This is a genomic window from Desulfopila sp. IMCC35008, assembly GCF_010646885.2.
Taxonomy (GTDB): domain Bacteria; phylum Desulfobacterota; class Desulfobulbia; order Desulfobulbales; family Desulfocapsaceae; genus Desulfopila.
Window position 1 is genome coordinate 3,532,222 of record NZ_CP050700.1, and the last position, 17,819, is coordinate 3,550,040.

At 49.4% G+C, this 17,819-nt stretch carries 15 protein-coding genes and 1 riboswitch; of the genes, 8 read left to right on the forward strand and 7 right to left on the reverse strand.

Annotated elements, in window-relative coordinates; all coding sequences use genetic code 11:
- The first annotated feature begins 69 nt into the window (after nucleotides 1-69).
- Nucleotides 70-1,044, forward strand: coding sequence for a hypothetical protein (locus GA520_RS15445; protein ID WP_163340456.1), 975 nt, complete (start codon nucleotides 70-72; stop codon nucleotides 1,042-1,044).
- 117 nt (nucleotides 1,045-1,161) lie between these two features.
- On the opposite strand, the gene GA520_RS15450 is transcribed toward GA520_RS15445, so the two are convergent.
- The gene (locus GA520_RS15450) at nucleotides 1,162-1,614 is read right to left on the reverse strand and encodes a glycine zipper domain-containing protein (protein ID WP_163340457.1); all 453 of its coding nucleotides are present in this window, start codon (nucleotides 1,612-1,614) and stop codon (nucleotides 1,162-1,164) included.
- A 338-nt stretch (nucleotides 1,615-1,952) separates the two neighbouring features.
- Between GA520_RS15450 and GA520_RS15455 the strand changes: the two genes are divergently transcribed.
- Entirely contained in the window at nucleotides 1,953-2,459 is a 507-nt protein-coding gene (locus tag GA520_RS15455; protein ID WP_163340458.1) for an FHA domain-containing protein, read from the forward strand.
- 33 nt (nucleotides 2,460-2,492) lie between these two features.
- On the opposite strand, the gene GA520_RS15460 is transcribed toward GA520_RS15455, so the two are convergent.
- Nucleotides 2,493-4,538, reverse strand: coding sequence for a serine/threonine-protein kinase (locus GA520_RS15460; protein WP_163340459.1), 2,046 nt, complete (start codon nucleotides 4,536-4,538; stop codon nucleotides 2,493-2,495).
- Nucleotides 4,539-4,851: 313 nt separating this feature from the next.
- Here GA520_RS15460 and GA520_RS15465 point away from each other — a divergent pair, with 313 nt between their 5' ends.
- On the forward strand, nucleotides 4,852-5,583 hold the full coding sequence (locus GA520_RS15465; RefSeq protein ID WP_163340460.1) for a PP2C family serine/threonine-protein phosphatase: 732 nt from the start codon (nucleotides 4,852-4,854) through the stop codon (nucleotides 5,581-5,583).
- Between the two features lie 6 nt (nucleotides 5,584-5,589).
- Here GA520_RS15465 and glp read toward each other — a convergent pair whose 3' ends face one another.
- Entirely contained in the window at nucleotides 5,590-6,798 is a 1,209-nt protein-coding gene (gene glp, locus GA520_RS15470) for a gephyrin-like molybdotransferase Glp (protein ID WP_163340461.1), read from the reverse strand.
- A gap of 3 nt (nucleotides 6,799-6,801) precedes the next feature.
- Entirely contained in the window at nucleotides 6,802-7,815 is a 1,014-nt protein-coding gene (gene moaA / locus GA520_RS15475) for a GTP 3',8-cyclase MoaA (RefSeq protein ID WP_163340462.1), read from the reverse strand.
- Nucleotides 7,805-7,929, reverse strand: a riboswitch (molybdenum cofactor riboswitch). (Overlaps the previous gene by 11 nt.)
- Before the next feature lie 150 nt (nucleotides 7,930-8,079).
- On the opposite strand from moaA, the gene GA520_RS15480 reads away from it, so the two are divergent.
- The 4 genes from GA520_RS15480 to GA520_RS15495 all read left to right on the forward strand — a co-directional run bounded on the left by GA520_RS15480 (nucleotide 8,080) and on the right by GA520_RS15495 (nucleotide 10,086).
- Nucleotides 8,080-8,301 (forward strand): hypothetical protein, encoded by a 222-nt coding sequence (locus GA520_RS15480; protein ID WP_163340463.1) that lies wholly within the window; start codon nucleotides 8,080-8,082, stop codon nucleotides 8,299-8,301.
- Nucleotides 8,302-8,775, forward strand: a complete 474-nt coding sequence (locus GA520_RS15485) for an AEC family transporter (RefSeq protein ID WP_163340464.1) — start codon at nucleotides 8,302-8,304, stop codon at nucleotides 8,773-8,775. It abuts the gene before it with no gap.
- A gap of 14 nt (nucleotides 8,776-8,789) precedes the next feature.
- Nucleotides 8,790-9,122: a hypothetical protein gene (locus tag GA520_RS15490; RefSeq protein ID WP_304511235.1), complete on the forward strand. Its 333-nt coding sequence runs from the start codon at nucleotides 8,790-8,792 to the stop codon at nucleotides 9,120-9,122.
- 97 nt (nucleotides 9,123-9,219) lie between these two features.
- Complete coding sequence (locus tag GA520_RS15495; RefSeq protein ID WP_163340466.1) at nucleotides 9,220-10,086, forward strand: NAD(P)-dependent oxidoreductase; 867 nt, start codon at nucleotides 9,220-9,222, stop codon at nucleotides 10,084-10,086.
- 41 nt (nucleotides 10,087-10,127) lie between these two features.
- Here GA520_RS15495 and GA520_RS15500 read toward each other — a convergent pair whose 3' ends face one another.
- From GA520_RS15500 to GA520_RS15510, 3 genes are all read right to left on the reverse strand, one after another.
- Entirely contained in the window at nucleotides 10,128-13,001 is a 2,874-nt protein-coding gene (locus tag GA520_RS15500; RefSeq protein WP_163340467.1) for a response regulator, read from the reverse strand.
- 80 nt (nucleotides 13,002-13,081) lie between these two features.
- Nucleotides 13,082-14,263 (reverse strand): ABC transporter substrate-binding protein, encoded by a 1,182-nt coding sequence (locus GA520_RS15505; RefSeq protein ID WP_163340468.1) that lies wholly within the window; start codon nucleotides 14,261-14,263, stop codon nucleotides 13,082-13,084.
- 114 nt (nucleotides 14,264-14,377) lie between these two features.
- The gene (locus GA520_RS15510) at nucleotides 14,378-16,540 is read right to left on the reverse strand and encodes a methyl-accepting chemotaxis protein (RefSeq protein ID WP_163340469.1); all 2,163 of its coding nucleotides are present in this window, start codon (nucleotides 16,538-16,540) and stop codon (nucleotides 14,378-14,380) included.
- Between the two features lie 312 nt (nucleotides 16,541-16,852).
- Here GA520_RS15510 and GA520_RS15515 point away from each other — a divergent pair, with 312 nt between their 5' ends.
- Complete coding sequence (locus GA520_RS15515) at nucleotides 16,853-17,773, forward strand: carbohydrate kinase family protein (RefSeq protein WP_163340470.1); 921 nt, start codon at nucleotides 16,853-16,855, stop codon at nucleotides 17,771-17,773.
- Nucleotides 17,774-17,819 lie beyond the last annotated feature (46 nt).

Here is a 17,819-nt window from a genome sequence, read left to right on the forward strand (position 1 = left end):
TATCACCGGGCCCATCGGTGAATTATGGTATTCTTTTACCCATTTCACACTTTACAGGAGAGAAAACAAATGAAGACCCGATATCTTGTACATACGATATTGGCAATGATGCTCATGTTGTTCATGGCTCACTCAGCCCAGGCGATTACTACCATGGGTAATCATCCGTTCTACCAGCCACCACTGACATCAATCGGTGATCTGTACACCATGGTCGCCGAAAAAAAGTGGGAAATCAAGGTGGGTTTCAAAGCTGCCGGAATCGGACCTGTTTATGACTCTTTCATGAGCCAGGTCGGCAAGGCTGAAATCACCAAGGTTGAGTACGAAAAAGGCACAACCCTGAAGTGGATGTTCTATCGCCGTAACGGCGAGGGCCCATTGTTGATAGACAACCATGTTGTATGGGAATCTGACAACCGGATCCCGGCGTATGAGTTTGACATTGACCATGACGGGCAAAGGTACACTTTCTCCGTCCCGCTCATTTGCGGTAATATTGCCCTCAAGTCTATTGCACCGATTACAGTACCGGTTGCTCCTGTTGCACCGCCGGCCCCTTCTGAAACCGTTGCCGAACAACCTGCACCTGTGGTCGCTCCTGCAACAACTCCGAAGCTGATGCCGTTTGTTGCCGATCTCGGTTTGCTCTACCAAGTTGATCCTGCCACCTACCTCGTTGCCAGAATCGGATACGAGCATTACCTCACTGATAACGTTTCTGTCCTCGGAATGGTCGGTGTGGCACCCAAACTTGAAGGTACCGATGGCGCAAGCGCTTTTATCATTGACGTATTTGCCAATTATAACTGGTCTCGCTGGTATGCCGGCATCGGTCTTGGTGGCTGGATTTCAGACGGGGACGACGATATCGACGCTGAAGACAGCGATCTGGATGTAATCTTCAACGTCGGCTCCCAGATTTATGAAAAACCAGACGCATACAAACTCTCTATTTATGCGGAAGTTCGTTCAGCTGTAGATGAATTGGACGAATTTGACCTGTACGGTCAGGTTGGAGCCGGACTGCGGGTTCACTTCTAGAAGACATATCCCACGTACGGAGTATAAATAAAGGCCCTGCCCGATTCAATGATCGGGCAGGGCCTTTTTACATTCGGTACTTCTTTTTTAGAGTCCGGTACTGTTTCTACTCTCTCATCAGTTCTGCAGTACCCACTGACCCTGATCGTTACGGCAGGCGGTCGAATAGGTTGTTTCCGGCCTGCCATCAATGGTAGCCATAATCTCTGCCTGTCTGCAAACACGATTGGACCCACCGGTATAAGCCGGTTGTGGCACCACCTGATACGAATTACCTGAGTCGGGATTGACCCAGGAGACAGGTTGTCCCGAAGGACCTCTCTCATATGCATAATTCAACTGACGCTTATCGAACTTGTCCATCTCGTTGCCAACAATATAACCAAGCATGGTACCAACGGCCGCGCCTATCAAGGTCGCCTCTGTATTCCGGCCGATAGCCTGACCTAATACTGCCCCACCTGCGGCCCCACCGATCGCTCCCTGTGAACCTTTTGTCAGTGTTGAATCAGCACACGATGTCGTCACAAGCAATATCATGCCTGCAATACCCATATTTATTAACTTCATAACAGCCTCCTGTTGTATTCGTTTTGCCCGACAGAATAGAGGTGAGGCACCTGGTATATCACCTCCTTTCCCACTTTTCTAATCGGGTTCTGCATATTTTCACCGATATAGTGCCTCGTTCCCTGAAAAATTACAAATAATTCTAACCGAATGGGGGGCCGACCCTCACATTATTTCACCTCCCACCACGGTATAACCCAATCTTCCTTTCTTAATAATATCCTAACAAGGCTGTTCTTGACAAAAAGATACTAACAATATTGACATCCTTCTATAACAGAAGCTAAAATGCTTTCTCGTTGTCAACAATGTTTTATATCACGGGGAACGAAACAACTATGCCGGTAATCACACTCAAATTTAAAGATAAAACAATACTTGACCATCCACTCGCCATCGGTCAGAATTGCAGCATTGGTCGAAAGACTACAAATGATATTGTCATCGACAACATGGCCGTTTCAGGAAGTCACGCCCGGATAGAGGCCGTCGCATCAACCTTCGTTATCCGGGATCTTGATTCTACCAACGGCACATTTGTCAACAAGAAGAAGGTCTCCATGCACAACCTGCGGCACCGGGATCTTATCCTTATCGGTAAGCACACACTCCTTTTCGATCTGTCCGACACTATCCCCAAAAGCGACCTGGATGATGGGTTTGAGGGCGACGACAAGACCCGTATCCTCGACACCAGTGAATACAGGGAATTAATCAAATCAGAATCGGGAAAGATTGAAAGCCCTCAACCACAAGTGAAACCGCAACCTCCTCCAGTTGCAACACCGGTAGAAGAAGATAGGCGCTCATGGTTTAAGCAACTTGTTCATCGTTTTTGGGGATAACAATACGCAACGGGGCGGGGTACCATATCATTTTTACTGAAAAATTGAATTCAGCTTCTTCTCAAGTCCACTGAAAAAAACTTCAGGCTTACTCTTGGCCAGTTCCTGCTTGAGAGACAGAAGGCGCTTGTTTGAAGGGGCTATCTCCAACCCTTTTGACACGTAACTACGAGCCTGGGTGAATTTGAAGTCCCTGTGTGCCACTTCTCCGAGAACGGCATATCGATTCCCGATCTGTCGCAGCACCTCCCGGGCATCTTCCCCGTTCCCCGTAATCTGCCTGATGTCCTTGTAATATTTATATGCACTCTGGTTGTAGGGTGTGGTCAATTTATTACGCCGCAAGGCCTCCTCCGCCTTGGATCGTAAATAGTCGACGTGTTCCAGTTTTTCGCGTTCGATCCTCTCCCTGAGGAGAGCCAGACGGTGATTGTCCGGTGAGACCGCCAGACCTTTTTCAAGGAAGTCCCTGGCCCCGGCAAGGTTCCTGTGTCCAAGGCTTTTTTCAACCAGCTCTGCATATTGTTCCCCAATAACACGTAAACCATCCATGGCAACATTGTTATCGGGATCCCTCTTGAGCACTTCCCTGTAATACTTGAGAGCAGACGTCTCGCCTGGGGTCGTCAGCCGCCCTTCTGTAATGGCAGTACGACCTTTCGCCAATAATGATTCCAGCTCCTCTTTAGTGGAGACATATTCAACGAGTATTTCACGTGCTGAATCCTTGATCTGCTCCTGCAAGGCCGGATTACGCCCTGTATCTGCAAGATCCGTGGTCACCTCTGCAGGCAGCTTAAGGCCCAGCATCAAAGGTTCCGCCCCCCCAGGGTTGCGGCTGAAAACAGACATTATAATTACGCCACCAATCAGCCCGCCGCCAACAACGGCCCAGGTCTTCCAACCCAACCTGTCGAGAAGATCTGTCATCTTGCCCCTCATTCGTACAAGCCACGTATGTGCCTTGCCTTTCAAGGAGGGATTCTCATAGTTGAGATATGTGGTCTGGACAGTTTGCTCCGGCAACTCGGGTAGAGTTACATCCTCAATAATCGTCTGTTCGATAGAACCAAAATCAGCCCCGTTGAACTCGGTACTATCATCTTCCGTGTCCCGCAGACCCGACAATTCGGTTTTTTCCTTTTCATACTCATCCCCAAACAACGTGAGGATGTATTCTTTCAAGAGTTGCCGGTGTGAATATTTCTTGATTGCAAAAAGACAATCCTCAAGATCCCGAATCATCTCAAGACAGGATTGGTACCTTCTCTCCTTATCCTTTATGAGGGCATTACGCAGTATTGAGTAAACAGCCGTTGGCAAACCCGGTGCGACCGTCTCCAGCGGGTCGTACTCCACAGCCAGGCATTTCCGGATAAGAGTTGCGGTATCTCCCCTGTACATACGTTTACCGCTTAACATTTCATAGAGAAGGATACCTATCGAAAAGATATCTGAACGACGGTCAATGCCGTTGCCGACGAGCTGTTCGGGCGACATATAGGAAATCTTACCCTTGACCACCCCCGCCTGGGTCCGGTGATCATAGAGTTCTGCTTTGGCAATACCGAAATCGATAATCTTGACGTTCCCGTCATACGTAACAAACACATTATGCGGGGTCAGGTCCCGGTGGATGATGTTGAGGGGGCGCTGACGGAGATCCTTGAGCTTATGTGCGTATTCCATACCCTCACAGATCTTGAGAGCAACAAGGAGTGCATGCTCAACCCCCATGGCGTGCTTTCTCTCCCGTGCCTGGACCATAATAGAATGAAGATCCTTGCCGAAGAGGTATTCCATGGCAATAAAAAAGGAATTGTCGAACTCACCGAAATTATATATATGGGCAATATTCTCGTGCTGGAGAAGAGCGGCGAGCCGCGCTTCATCGATGAAATTCGTCACCAGCTCAGAATCCCTCGCCGCTTCCGGCAGCAATTTTTTCAGGACGATCAGTTTCTCAAAGCCTTTCTCACCCACCAGTTTACAACGAAACACCTCCGCCATACCTCCCTTCCCGATCACATCGAGTGGCACGTACCTATCAGCGGATTGTCGTGTTCGTATTCCTTGCATTGAGTTATTCCTGCAGATTCCCGTTAATTGTTGTCAGGCTAAATGATCCATTATCTCATCATTTACCAAAAACTTATAATAATTCTTTTGATTTTCAACGATTAAAATATTATTAATTCCTGACACAATAGCAGCTGCATAAATTCCCGACAATCTTCTCAGGCAGATACGCACTGTTGGGGAAACGACGTCTACAGCATACCAAGACCGCCAGGTTGCCTGGTTCACACTTTCATAACAGTGTCGTATTTTTAGACGATAGCTGCTGCCGGGGCATACACGTATCAAAGAGTAAGGGAAAGGACGTTTATTCATGAATCAAACGATTGAAGCATGCTGCAAGACAGATACGGGATTGGTACGGGAAAAAAATGAAGATGTCTGTTACGCCGACACCCAACAGCACTGTTACCTGGTTGCCGACGGCATGGGGGGACAGGCCGGCGGTGAAATAGCGAGTTCCCTGTTTCGGCAGGCAACAGACGAGGTTTTCGGTGATACATCCCCCACGGCCCTTGATTCAGCCATTGCCAGGCTCCAATCATGCTTCAACCTGGCTCACAAAAAGATCCACCAGCAGGTAGTGGAAAAGCCGGAACTGATCGGTATGGGCTGCACGGCGGACCTGCTCACTTTTTATGAAGACCATTATCTCCTCGGTCACGTGGGCGACAGCAGGACCTATCTCTATTCCGGCAACGCACTCTCCCAACTGACGACAGACCATTCATTACTCCATGAGCAGATAAGCCAAGGTGTGATAGCGAGTGAAGATGCGGAGAAAAGCAGGTTCAGAAATGTCCTGCTCCAGGCGGTGGGCGTCGATATGCAAATCGATGTCGATATCATCACCGGACAAGTGGAGCCCGGTAGCCAGTTCCTGCTCTGTTCAGACGGACTTTACACCATGGTCAGGGAGGAGGAACTCATCTCCGTTCTTGCTTATGATGCTCCGCCCCAGTTAAAGGCGGAGATCCTTATCAATATGGCCAACGATAATGGCGGCAGGGATAATATTGCCATAACCCTGATTGAAGTGAAATGAAAAAACTTAAAACACAAACACCTCTGCCAAATCACCCGGTTTGAGATCACATCCAGGTTCCACCGCAATATATCCGTCCGCCTCAACTATCGAGGTGAGCATATGCGACCCCTGACGAGCTATAGGTCTGAAGGTTGGAACTGAGTTGGGCTCGTTGGTAATATCAACCCTGATAAAGTCGGTTCGCTTACCCATATTGACAACAGGGACCTCCGCCTCCGCGGTAATGGTCTTTTTCAGGTATTGCACTCCCTGTAGCGAGGCAAGACTGGGCATCACAAAATTCTGGAAACACATAAAAGCAGACACGGGGTTGCCGGGCAACCCGAACAGCAAGGTTCTATTACGCCTTGCAACATAGAGAGGTTTCCCCGGCTTCTGACGTATCTTCCAGAACAATTCATCAAACCCGACCATCTCTGCCGCCTCTTTCACATGATCATGCCGTCCTACGGACACCCCTCCTGAACAGAGGATAATATCGCTCTGTTTTTCAAGCGCCATCCTCAACTGCCGAACTGTCACCTCCAGATCGTCCTCTACGTGAAGGCTCTCGGCTACGACGCCGCCCGCCTCCTTGATAGCACTCTGCAGCATCGGGTCATTTGAGTCACGCACCTGAAACGGTTTTATCTCCTCATCACCATGGTGGGCCAGCTCCGTTCCGGTGATAAAAAGAGAGACCCGGGGTTTATCATAAACAGGTATTGAATTGCAACCAATCGCTGAAAGTAAGGCAATCTGGCGAGCTTTTAATACCAGCCCCTTATCAAGAATTTTTGCCCCCTGGCCGAACTCCTCACCTGCATGACGGACGTCCTGGCCTTCTTTCTTACACTTCCTGATAAGAACAATACCCCCTTCTTCCTCAGTATCTTCCACCCTGATAACCGTATCACTTCCTTCGGGAATCATTGCACCGGTGCTGATACGGACGGCCTCGCCAGCCTCTAAACGCACTGCATATGGAACACCCGCCTGGCTTTCACCCACAACGTTCAACGAAACGGGTGTATCATCACGAAGCTCATGCAGATCGGCCCAACGTACCGCATAGCCATCCATCGCCGAGCTTGTATAGCGTGGTGAAGGCTCGGGAGAGTGGATATCCTCTGCCAGCCTGCGGGAAAATGCCTCATTGATTGAAACCCGGACAATGCGCGGTTCGGGAAGATTGTTCTTTAAAATCTCTAACGCTTCTGAAACTGATATCATGCCTTAACCGCCAATTGTTGCCATTGAGTCTTCACAGAGTCTTTCCTGTTGCTCTGCAACCTTATGTCCGTCGACAAGTTTTGCCCGTACACTATCGATGATGCGTGCCTCAATCTCCTGATCTTCAGCACCGCTCCTCATAAGCTCACGCAGGTCCAGAACACCTCGGTCATACAGACAGTTTTTCAACAAACCGGCCGGAGTGATCCTCACCTTGTTGCAACTGGCACAAAAACGTCTGGATTCCCCCTCGATTATACCCAGCGTTCCCTTAAAGCCAGGCACAGAGAATTTCCTGGCGGTCTCAATGTCATTCGATGAAATTTCAACCATCCCCGGAAAGAGTCGCTCTAATCTTTCAGCCAGCGATTCTCCACGACACAAATCAGAACGGGCCTTGCCGGAAAACGGCATCAGTTCGATAAAACGCAGAGCCACACTATTATCCCGGGCGAGTTGAGCCAGCTGAACGATATCTTCATCACCGGTCTCTACCTGTACGACACTATTTACTTTCAGGGGAATATCCATTCGCAGGGCTTCGTGAAAAACAAGCAACACGGTTTCCAGCCTGTCCCGCCTGGTAACATCCAGAAAACGATCCGGGTCCATGGTGTCGAGGCTGAGGTTTATACCGTCGATGCCAAGCCGTTTCAGACCGGCGAGATGCGGCATGACGGCGACACCGTTGGTAGTAAGCCGCAGGTCAAGCCCGGGATTGTTCGTCTTTAACCTCTCCATGAACTCCAGGCAGCCCTTTCTGACAAACGGCTCTCCCCCTGTGATACGTATTTTACGAACACCAAGACCTGTAAAGAGCCTGCCCAGTCGTTCAAGCTCTTCATAAGAGAGAATTTCACCATGACCCAAGACTTTGACGCCCTTTTCGGGCATACAGTAACGACAACGGAGGTTACAGCGATCGGTAATGGAAAGTCTCAAGTAGGTAACGGAACGGCCGTGTTTGTCGATGAGACGTGAAGTTGGCAGGGAACAAGCGGTTCGAGATGCATTCATGCAGACTCCTTTTCAAGTGTCGGAAGGCTGCCCCGTTTCCAGTGCAACCCTATCGGCCTCAAACCGTGACCGTCAATCGATCTTAGGTTTTTCGGCTCGGAGTTATAGGATAATTCAGGCCAAAAATAGTACTGACATATTAATCATTTTATCTACATGATCTTGGAAAACATTGCAAGACCTGCAATGCTGCTCCGTTAGTTTTTCCTTAAATACTTGCAATCGTCTTTCGATGCAGTCTAGTATATTCAGATGGTTATAAGTATGATTCGAAACATATCATTAATTAAACTTCGGTTTATCATGGAAAAGCTCCTCTTTTCACTCACTCTCATACTCACCGGTTTAGCACTCGGATATACCATCCGTTCCGGAAGTATCAAAGGTCGCATTCAACTCCCCCTGCCCATCGATGACCTTCGTAAAATCCTCCAGAAAATCGGCCTGCTGTTTTTCATGCCCGTTTCGTTTATGGCGGCAGTATAGGTGGTTAATTTCCAGGATCTCCGAATCATACTGCTCCCTTTGGTCGGACTTTTTGCCTTGGTAACAGGAGGTTTCTACGGGGTTCTCCTTGCCAGGTTGACCCAAAGTACACCACGACAGAAGGGTGTGCTCTTCTGTTGCAGCTCATTCACCAATATCGGCTCCATTGGCGCCCTGATCTGCTACATGTTTTTGGGAGAAGCTGGATTTGCACTGGTGGCGTTATACAAGATATTTGAGGAAATATACTACTATACGATCGGTTTCCCCATTGCCAGGTACTTCAGCTCAGGGCACAGCAACGAAGGAAGAAGTTTCGGTACCAAACCCTTCTCGGTCATGACGGACCCTTTTGTGGCGACAATACTGACCGCCTTCTTCACCGGTTTGACCCTGAACCTGGCTCACATTGCCGTCCCCCTGTTTTTGAAACGGTTAATGCCCTGTTTATTCCGGCCGGGACTTTTATCCTGATCGTCTCTATCGGCATGGGAATGCGTCTCTCCCGGCTAACGGAACACCTGCCCAAAGGGATATTGGTTACACTCATCAAGTCCCTGCTTGTGCCGGCCGGGGCCACAACCCTTGCCTGGCTGACTGGACTCGGCAGTATGGAAGACGGGCTGGTCCTGAAAGTTGTGTTGATCCTGAGCTCAATGCCTGCCGCCTTCAATTCCCTGTTGGCTGCATCTATTTACGACATGGACCTGGATCTCGCCAATAGTTGCTGGCTTATTTCAACCGCCTCCCTCTGCCTGGTCATGCCGTGGCTCTACTGGATCTTGCAGTTTATGGAAGAGCATCCCAACAGATTACGATAAAAAGCGGTTTTCATTTTGCCAACTGTCTCAGCCCGGCTTATAGTGAAACAGAAAGACACACTATCAAAATACTATTCATTTTTTTGGAGGAAATAATATGACCAAATACGGCTTCCTAGGAATCGGAATCATGGGTAAGGCCATGGTAACCAACCTGCTCAAGGCCGGTCTTGACGTAACCGTATGGAACAGGACTCCGGAACGATGCACCCCACTGGTTGACATGGGGGCCAACCAGGCCCAAACCCCGGCCGAAGTAATCGAGGCCTGTGATATCACCTTCGGCATGGTCTCCGATCCCGAAGCGGCCAAAGCGGTCTGCCTTGGAGAGCATGGAGTTGCCCAGGCCATGACGGCGGGAAAAGGGTATATCGACATCTCTACTGTCGACAGCGACACCTCCCGTGCACTTTGCCAAACCATACAGGGCAAGGGTGGCCGATTTCTAGAGGCACCGGTATCCGGCAGCAAGAAACCGGCTGAGGACGGCGCCCTCGTTTTCCTCTGTGCCGGAGACGAATCCCTGTACAGGGACGCGGCAGAACCTTTGGGAATAATGGGAAAGAAATCGTTCTATTTCCCTGAAATAGGCCAGGGCGCCCAGATAAAGCTTGTTATCAATATGGTAATGGGGACAATGATGACCGCCTTTAGTGAAGGTCTGGCACTCGGTGAACAGGTGGGGCTTCAGAAATCAGACATCCTGGAGGTTCTTGCCCAAGGTGCCATCAACAACCCGATGTTCCAGCTCAAGGGCCCTCTCATGGCTGCAAACACCTATAACCCGGCATTTCCCCTCAAGCATATGCAAAAAGATATGCGCCTGGCCCTGGAACTGGGTGAAAAGCACAACCAGCCCCTCAACACGGTAGCCGCCGCCAATGAGTTATACTTGAAGGCGAAACGTAACGGCAGCGATGACGAAGACTTTTCAGCTGTTATGAAGGTTATCGAAAAAAAATAGACTAACAGGTACAAAAGAACCCGTTTCATCACAGAAACGGGTTAATCGCAGGTGGGAGATGAGTTTATCGAACTACGGATCCTGGTTATCTCCTCAAGTAGTTCATGAAGACGCTGCCGCACCGAGGGCAGGAGTTGACGCATCCGGAATAACTGGTCCACCTCAGCTGCATCTTCCATTTCCGCCAGGACAGAACAAAGATACTCGGCCCCGACATTTGCCGTAGCCCCCTTTATCTTATGGGCCTGTTTACCAGCTTCCACACGGTTGCCGTCTATGATCAAGGTTTCCAGTTCTGCCATCTGCTGCGGTAACTGGAGAGAGAGTTCAGAGAGTATCAAATCAGCCGTTTCCTTATCACCCAGCAATCTGTCAACCAGCACGTCCCAATCAAGAACAGCCTGTTGTTTTTCCATTTCGGCAACAACCTCAACCGCCCCGGCAGGAAGAATATCAGCAAGTTGAAGATCTGGTCCCGGCCACACTGCACGCAACGCCTTATCCAGAGGTTCCAGGGCCATTGGTTTACTCACGTACCCGTTCATACCAGCGGTCAGACAGCGATCCCTGACTCCTTGCATGGCATGCGCAGTCAGGGCGATGATTGGTATTTCGGGATTTCTGATACCACTGTAACCATCCCGGATAATTTTTGTAGTTTCAAAGCCGTCCAGTCCGGGCATGGATAAATCCATCAAGACCAGGTCATAATCCCGCTCAGTCAACGCCGTCAGCGCATCTTCCCCCGACTCAACCGCATCCACATCAAAGTATCCCAGTTTCTCAAGGAGAGCGGTGGTTACCTGCCGGTTGATGGAGTTATCCTCTGTTACAAGAATACGGTGGGACGTGGAAGTATCCAGCTGGGCCAAATCGTCACCGGTCAAGGCCTGCCATAATCCCCTCTCTTCCTGTCCTGGAGTCACATCTGAATCTGCCGTCCCACAAGATTCCAGACCAAGTCGTGCGGTAAACCAGAACTCGGCTCCTTCGCCCGGTTGTGAAAACACCTCAATTATGCCGTTAAACATCTCAACCAGCTGCCGGCTGATGGCAAGCCCTAACCCGGTTCCGCCGAATTGACGGGTGCTTGAGCCGTCAACCTGTGAAAAAGATTGAAAGAGCACTCCCTGCTGTTCGATGTCTATCCCGATGCCCGTATCGCACACCCTGAACTTTAGTTCTATATCGCGGCTGGTTGCCTCGACAACCTCAACAAAGACCCGCACCTCACCTTTATCTGTAAACTTGAGGCCGTTTCCTACCAGATTAAGCAGGATCTGCTGCAGCCGGCCACGATCCCCAAACAGTACTCCGGGCACTTCCGGAGATATCACAGTCGTCAGTTCCAGACCTTTATCATCAGCCCGGCACTGAAGGATTTCAAGACAGTCCCTCACCATTTCATGTACAGAGAATTCCACCTCCTGAAATTCAAGTTTCCCCGCCTCGATCTTTGAATAATCCAGGATGTCATTGATAACCCTGAGCAGAGTCTCACCACTGGTTTTTGCCGTCTTGACATATTCCTGCTGTAGAGGTGTCAGTTCGGTATCGAACAACAGGGAAATCATGCCAATAACCCCATTCATCGGGGTTCGTATCTCATGACTCATATTGGCCAGGAACTGACTTTTGGCACGATTGGCAACCTCCGCCTCCTCACGTGCCCTGACCAGCTGGGTGATATCCAGCATACTGCCTACAAGCCCGATAACATTACCGGCATGATCGGAAATAGTAGCCTTGTTAAACGAGACTTCCCGGCTCTCTCCGTTTGCACCGATAACAGGGTACTGATAGGAACGTGTCCCGGGATTTCCCAGCAGTTCCAGGTCCAGGTCATTATACATCGGCGCCAGGTCCGGTGGTGCCACGTCATATACCGTTTTGCCGATAATATCTGACTTCTTCCGGCCGAGAAATTTCATGAACGCGTCGTTGCATTCGATATATTTCCCTTTCATATCCTTATAAAAAATCGGATGCGGTATGGTTTCCATCATAATCCGCATAAGCTCTGCCTGCTGGCGTTGTTTCTCTTCAGTTCTCTCAGCCTGCTCCTTGGCCTGAAAGAGTTCAGCAGTGCGATCGCGGACAAGCTGCTCCAGATTGGTATGGTGACGATCGAGTTCTCCACGGTTCTGCATGAGCTTTTCGGACATCTCATTAAATGTCCGTGCCATGTCTCCCAATTCATCTTTACGATCCAGTTCCACCTTCTCTCCGAGAATCCCCTGGGCAGTTTTTCGCATTCCATTCTGCAAAAGGATGAGGGGTTGCACAACCTCTTTAAAAAGATAGGTGTTGAGCAATATACCCGTCAGGAACAGACCAAGGAGAAAGAGGCCAACGGAAAACATGAAATAATTTGCACGCCGGATAGATTCAAGATTACAAAATATCCCGAGAAACGCCACCCGCTCACCAATAACCTCTATTTCATTGAGATAAAAACCTGCCTGGCTCCCCTTGTCCGACGTATATTCAATAAAGACCTGTTCACCGGTAAAATCATCTATCGGGAGAAATGATGGGGGAATTAACTGCGGCGTGGATGAACATTCCAACACCAGACCGTCTGGGTCATAGAGACATACATTTTCAACATCTTGAACGGCATCCGCAATTTCCTTTAAAGTGGCGGTGACGGCCAGCTGCTGCCTTGCGAATAGCTGGTTGGCAAAATCATATTTTCTCTGTTTATAAATAGTATCGAGCAGTATTTCTACCCGTTTCACCTGATCGTTGGCCCTCTGTTCCTCAAGAGGATAGATAAACGCCAGGAATACCATAACAATGACCAGCATGGCCAGGGCCATGGCAGATATGATTTTGACAGATAAACGATTGAACATCACGAAACGGAACCCATCGGATTCAAGCAGTTGCCATAAGAACGGCAACCCGTTCATCAGGCTGCCTGAGGACACTCATTAAAACATGTTATACTACTACAAACTACCAATATTTTTCCGGAATACCAGAGGATTTGCTATTGGCACGACATAGTTCTGACAACCGACCAGCCCTTGTTATATCTGGTAACTATAACCTTTCGCCCAACAGGATCACCGTTAGCATCAAAGTTCAACGTTCCTGAGGCTCCCTTGAAAGAAACAGTTGCCGCCATGGCATCACGAACCGCAGAGGCGTTGCTGGTACCAGCCCGTTCTATCGCATCACGAAGGACCATAACCGCATCATAGGCAAGCGGATTGGTCAGGGAAAAACTGTTCTTTTCGTCTTTCAAGCTGTATAACCAGCTGAATTCCTTCTCTTCGCCGCCGGGATAATCAGGGTGATAGTGAACTGTTTTATATGTACCGTTTAAGGCATCTCCGGCAATACCTGAAGGATCGTCCCAGCCATCCCCGCCAAAGATCGTTGACGTGAGCCCCATACCACGTGCCTGTTTAATGAATAATCCGGCATCTCTGGTATAACCAGGGATATAAATTAACTCAGGATTATGCAGAAGCAGCTGTTCTATCAGAGTAGAGAAATCAGTGGCATTACCTCTGTATTCACCGCTAAAAAGAACTTTACCACCGAACCGGACGAACGCCTCTTCAAAATAATCAGCCAGGGTGATGGAATATTCCTGATCAATGTTACTCAATATCGCTACGGATTTTGCCCCCAGATTCACCGCGGCAAAACGCCCTGTCTTTCTCCCCTGCTCGGAATCGAGGAAGCAGACCCTGAACACATAATTGCGCCCCCTGGTAACCCGGGGATTAGTCGACGTGGGAGTTATCATCGGAATCCCGGCTTTCTGCAGTAGGGGAGCAATAGCCAGGGAGTGAGAACTCCAGTGGGCACCAATAACTGCCGTAACCCCGGCATTTATGGCAGCTATCGCGGTGTCCCTCGAACCGATAGGCGTAGAGAGGTTGTCCAGCTGCAAAACTCGGAGTGGTCGGCCAAGCACACCACCCGACAGATTAACTCTCTCCACCGCCAGCTCGATCATCTCAATGATCGGCGCATTGGACTCTGCAGCGAGACCGGTATGGGCAAATATTGCCGCTATAGTGACCGGCTCCTTCGAGGCAGAGGAGACAACACCCCCGGCAGGCCCACTCCAGGTCAGCAACAACAGGATGAGACAGAGTACCCTGCCGGCAGAAACCAAATTATATCTACGGGAAACAATGCAGTTACACCAGTTCATATCACACTCTCATCACCTTCCCCCCCCAGGAAATGGTCGCGCTATACTACTCGTTAAAACGATTCAATTCACCAACCTTTTTCAGGCAATTCCTCTGGAGGCCGTTGAGCGTGACTACACCTTGAATTTTTCAATCTGTTGCTGGAGTTGATCGGCCAGCCTCTTGAGCTCTTCACCGTTCTCAAGAATTTTGCCGGTTCCCGAGGAAATTTCTACAGCAGTCTGGTTCACCTGGGCAATATCCACGGCTATTTCACTGGACACCCTGGAACTCTGCGCCACATTCGCTGCGACCTCGTTAATCCCCTCTCCGGTCTCGGAGATATTTGCAACTAACTCAGTCATCACCGAACCCTGCTCTTCAACAGCGATAGTGATGTTACCGACAAAAGTATCTATCTCTGTAATAATATCAGAGATGGTTCGAATACCATCAACCGTCGCCTCCGTTGAATTCTGGATACCATCGATACGCTGCTTGATTTCACCGGTCGCTTCAGCTGTCTGCCTTGCCAGTTCCTTGATCTCATTAGCCACCACGGCAAACCCCTTCCCGGCTTCCCCTGCCCTTGCCGCCTCAATCGTTGCATTAAGGGCCAACAGGTTCGTCTGTTCCGAGATCTCGGCAATCGTCTCGGTCACCTTGCCTATATCATGGGCGGCGCTGCCCAACTCATCAACCTTGGCCGACACCGCACTCGCCTCGTTTACAGCTGTTGTGGTGATCGATTTTGCCTGGGTTGTTGAATTTTCTATATTTGCCACCGAGCCGGATATCTCTTCGGTTGCCGAGGTCATAACCTTCACGTTGGCTGCCGCCTGCTCCGTTGCCACAGCAACCGTACTCATATTCGAGCTCATCTCCTCAGCGGCAGCAGCAACTGACTCGGCGCGAGACGCTGCATTGGAGGTTCCTTCGTCGATAGCCATGGATACAGAGCGTAAATTGTCCGCAGACCCGTTCAGGCTTACACTTGAACCACGGATATCACCTATCATGGAACGAACATTTCCCATGAAGGCATGGATATAGGCATTAAGTTCAGAAAATTCATCTTGTACTGCATTGCCGAACACTTTCCTGCATTCACTGCATGAATTATATTCCCCACTCAGAATCTTTGGGCACTGAACATGTGTTGAAGCGGAACCCGCCTCCTCCCAGCAATATCCCTTCTTGCCATACATGGAGCATTCCTTTACTCCACATTCCGTGATAGATGAACAATTAACCGCAACAATCCCTGAATTATCGACACGTTCTGTCAGGTCGCCCCGACTTGCCGATTCCAGAACAGAGGTAAGCTGCTTTATATTTTTATCGACCAGCCGTTGAAACAACAGGTAGACGATTCCCTGAATGACAATCAGCGCAACCAGCCCCACACCGGCGAAGGTTAAAGCCGACCGTTTCGCCGCAGCCAGCACTGAACTGATATCCTTCGGCAGTGCAAGAATTGCGACATTCCTGCCGGTATAGTCCTGTAATGGCAGGTAGGCTGTCATAAATTCCTTGCCATTTTTTGAGACACGCTGCACTTTCAGTTCGCCGGAATCCAATATCTTTCTCAGTGCCGCAAATTTTCGCTCAGGAATCGTCAGGTTGTGGGTCTTGGCCTGGTAGCGGAAACCGTCTCCGTCCGGAACAACAAGGGAGATGTTCATATCGGCGAATTCTTTTATCTCCTCTGCGAGTGTATCATTGAGTGGTGCCTCCAGCAAAAGAGTGCCGACATGTTTACGATTGAGGTACAATACGGGTACTACACTTCTGAGAGCCAGACCATTTTCTCCCATTTCCAGCCCGACGACCTGTTCCTCCTCCTTATTAGCCTGCACAACAGAACCGTAGACAGCCGAGACGTCATCGTCAAATCGATCCGGATCCTCTACCCGAAGCAATGTTTTTGCGGGCGGCAGGTGAAAAGCAAAGACATTAACTTCCATGGTTTTCCGTAACCGCCCAAGCAGTGGCCGGGAAATATCAAGCAAATCACTACGGCTCTGGAACTTGACATTATCCTGAACGGAAGGCATGGAAACAACCGACACGCCAACCAGGGTAAGCTGTTCAAGTTTGTCTGTGATCATCTTATCCCGTACCTGAAAAACAGTGGAGCGAAGACTCATTTCCGATCCTGACAAGGCATTTCTAATCGTCGAGGTATATATCTGCGTAATGGGTATGACGATCATAGCAGTAATGAGAATACCAAGAATTACCAGCAACTTGGTTTTTACTTTCCTGGGCAATAGCTGTTTTATGAAGCCGACCATACTGTCTCCCGAAGAGGTTTTTCCAATCGTTTTACCAACCACCTTTTGACCCTATCACTTTTCCTGCCCAATTGTAAAAATATTTTCCTGCAAATCTGGTTCTTTACAACCGTGGCGCTTTTCAGACCATGCCAAAAAGGCAGGATTAGCTGTATTGCAAGTCAATTGATCAGATTTTCTTTGCCACACTGCCACTTGCGAATTATGATATGCCCGTCAAAAGATGGCACCGAAGGGTTTGGCCGGCCCGGGAAAGTGCTGCGATCACCCTATTACCCGGCCATCCTAAAACGCTACACAAGGAAATCCTGAATGAATATTACAATCTCCGGCTCTCTCGCCTATGATCGGATCATGACCTTCCCGGAAAAGTTCTCTGACCATATACTGCCCGATAAGATCCATGTACTCAATGTATGCTTCCTGGTTGACAATGTTACGGAAAACTTTGGCGGCACCGCAGGCAATATTAGCTATGCCTTAACACTTATGGGTAACAGTTCTGCCATAACCGCAACCATAGGCCACGATTACCGGCGATATTTCAAGTGGCTGGATAAAAACGATATCAGTACAGAGGGAATAGTTGTAATTGAGGAGGAGTTTACCGCAGGTGCCTACATTACCACTGATAAGGGAGACAACCAGATAACCGGTTTCAACCCTGGTGCCATGAAACATAGCTCAAACCTGGATTTTGGGAAGCTGAACCCGAAAGAAACACTCATGATAGTTTCCCCTGGAAACATGGAAGACATGGTGAACTATCCGCGGTCATGTAAAGAGAGGGGAATCTTCTACATTTTCGATCCGGGCCAGCAAATTCCCGTCATCGCCGCAGAAGACATGATTGATGTTATTACTGACTGCCCACTGCTCATTGTCAACGATTATGAGTTTGACATGATACTCAATAAAACCGGGAAGAGCCGGGAAGAACTCATGGCACTCGCAAATGCAACCGTCATAACCCTCGGTGAAGAGGGGTCCATGCTCTATACCAACGGAGGCAGTACCAAAATTGAGGCAGCCAGGGCGGAGACAGTGGTCGACCCTACCGGGTGCGGCGACGCCTTTCGGGGTGGGCTCCTCTCCGGGTTGGCCGCGGGCAAAGACCTTGCTGAAAGCTGCCGTCTCGGATCAGTCTGTGCCTCATTTGCGGTAGAAACCCACGGTACGCAGGAGTACACCTTTACTTCAGAGGAGTTTGCCCACCGACTTAACGGTATTTGATTGAAGGGGAAGAGCGAATAGACAATCTTTTCGGACAGCCTAATGT

Coding starts and splice junctions, on each gene's coding strand:
- GA520_RS15445 (WP_163340456.1), top strand. CDS start 70: ATGAAGACCCGATATCTTGTACATACGATATTGGCAATGATGCTCATG.
- GA520_RS15450 (WP_163340457.1), bottom strand. CDS start 1,614: ATGAAGTTAATAAATATGGGTATTGCAGGCATGATATTGCTTGTGACG.
- GA520_RS15455 (WP_163340458.1), top strand. CDS start 1,953: ATGCCGGTAATCACACTCAAATTTAAAGATAAAACAATACTTGACCAT.
- GA520_RS15460 (WP_163340459.1), bottom strand. CDS start 4,538: ATGCAAGGAATACGAACACGACAATCCGCTGATAGGTACGTGCCACTC.
- GA520_RS15465 (WP_163340460.1), top strand. CDS start 4,852: ATGAATCAAACGATTGAAGCATGCTGCAAGACAGATACGGGATTGGTA.
- glp (WP_163340461.1), bottom strand. CDS start 6,798: ATGATATCAGTTTCAGAAGCGTTAGAGATTTTAAAGAACAATCTTCCC.
- moaA (WP_163340462.1), bottom strand. CDS start 7,815: ATGAATGCATCTCGAACCGCTTGTTCCCTGCCAACTTCACGTCTCATC.
- GA520_RS15480 (WP_163340463.1), top strand. CDS start 8,080: ATGATTCGAAACATATCATTAATTAAACTTCGGTTTATCATGGAAAAG.
- GA520_RS15490 (WP_304511235.1), top strand. CDS start 8,790: ATGGGAATGCGTCTCTCCCGGCTAACGGAACACCTGCCCAAAGGGATA.
- GA520_RS15495 (WP_163340466.1), top strand. CDS start 9,220: ATGACCAAATACGGCTTCCTAGGAATCGGAATCATGGGTAAGGCCATG.
- GA520_RS15500 (WP_163340467.1), bottom strand. CDS start 13,001: ATGAACGGGTTGCCGTTCTTATGGCAACTGCTTGAATCCGATGGGTTC.
- GA520_RS15505 (WP_163340468.1), bottom strand. CDS start 14,263: ATGAACTGGTGTAACTGCATTGTTTCCCGTAGATATAATTTGGTTTCT.
- GA520_RS15510 (WP_163340469.1), bottom strand. CDS start 16,540: ATGGTCGGCTTCATAAAACAGCTATTGCCCAGGAAAGTAAAAACCAAG.
- GA520_RS15515 (WP_163340470.1), top strand. CDS start 16,853: ATGAATATTACAATCTCCGGCTCTCTCGCCTATGATCGGATCATGACC.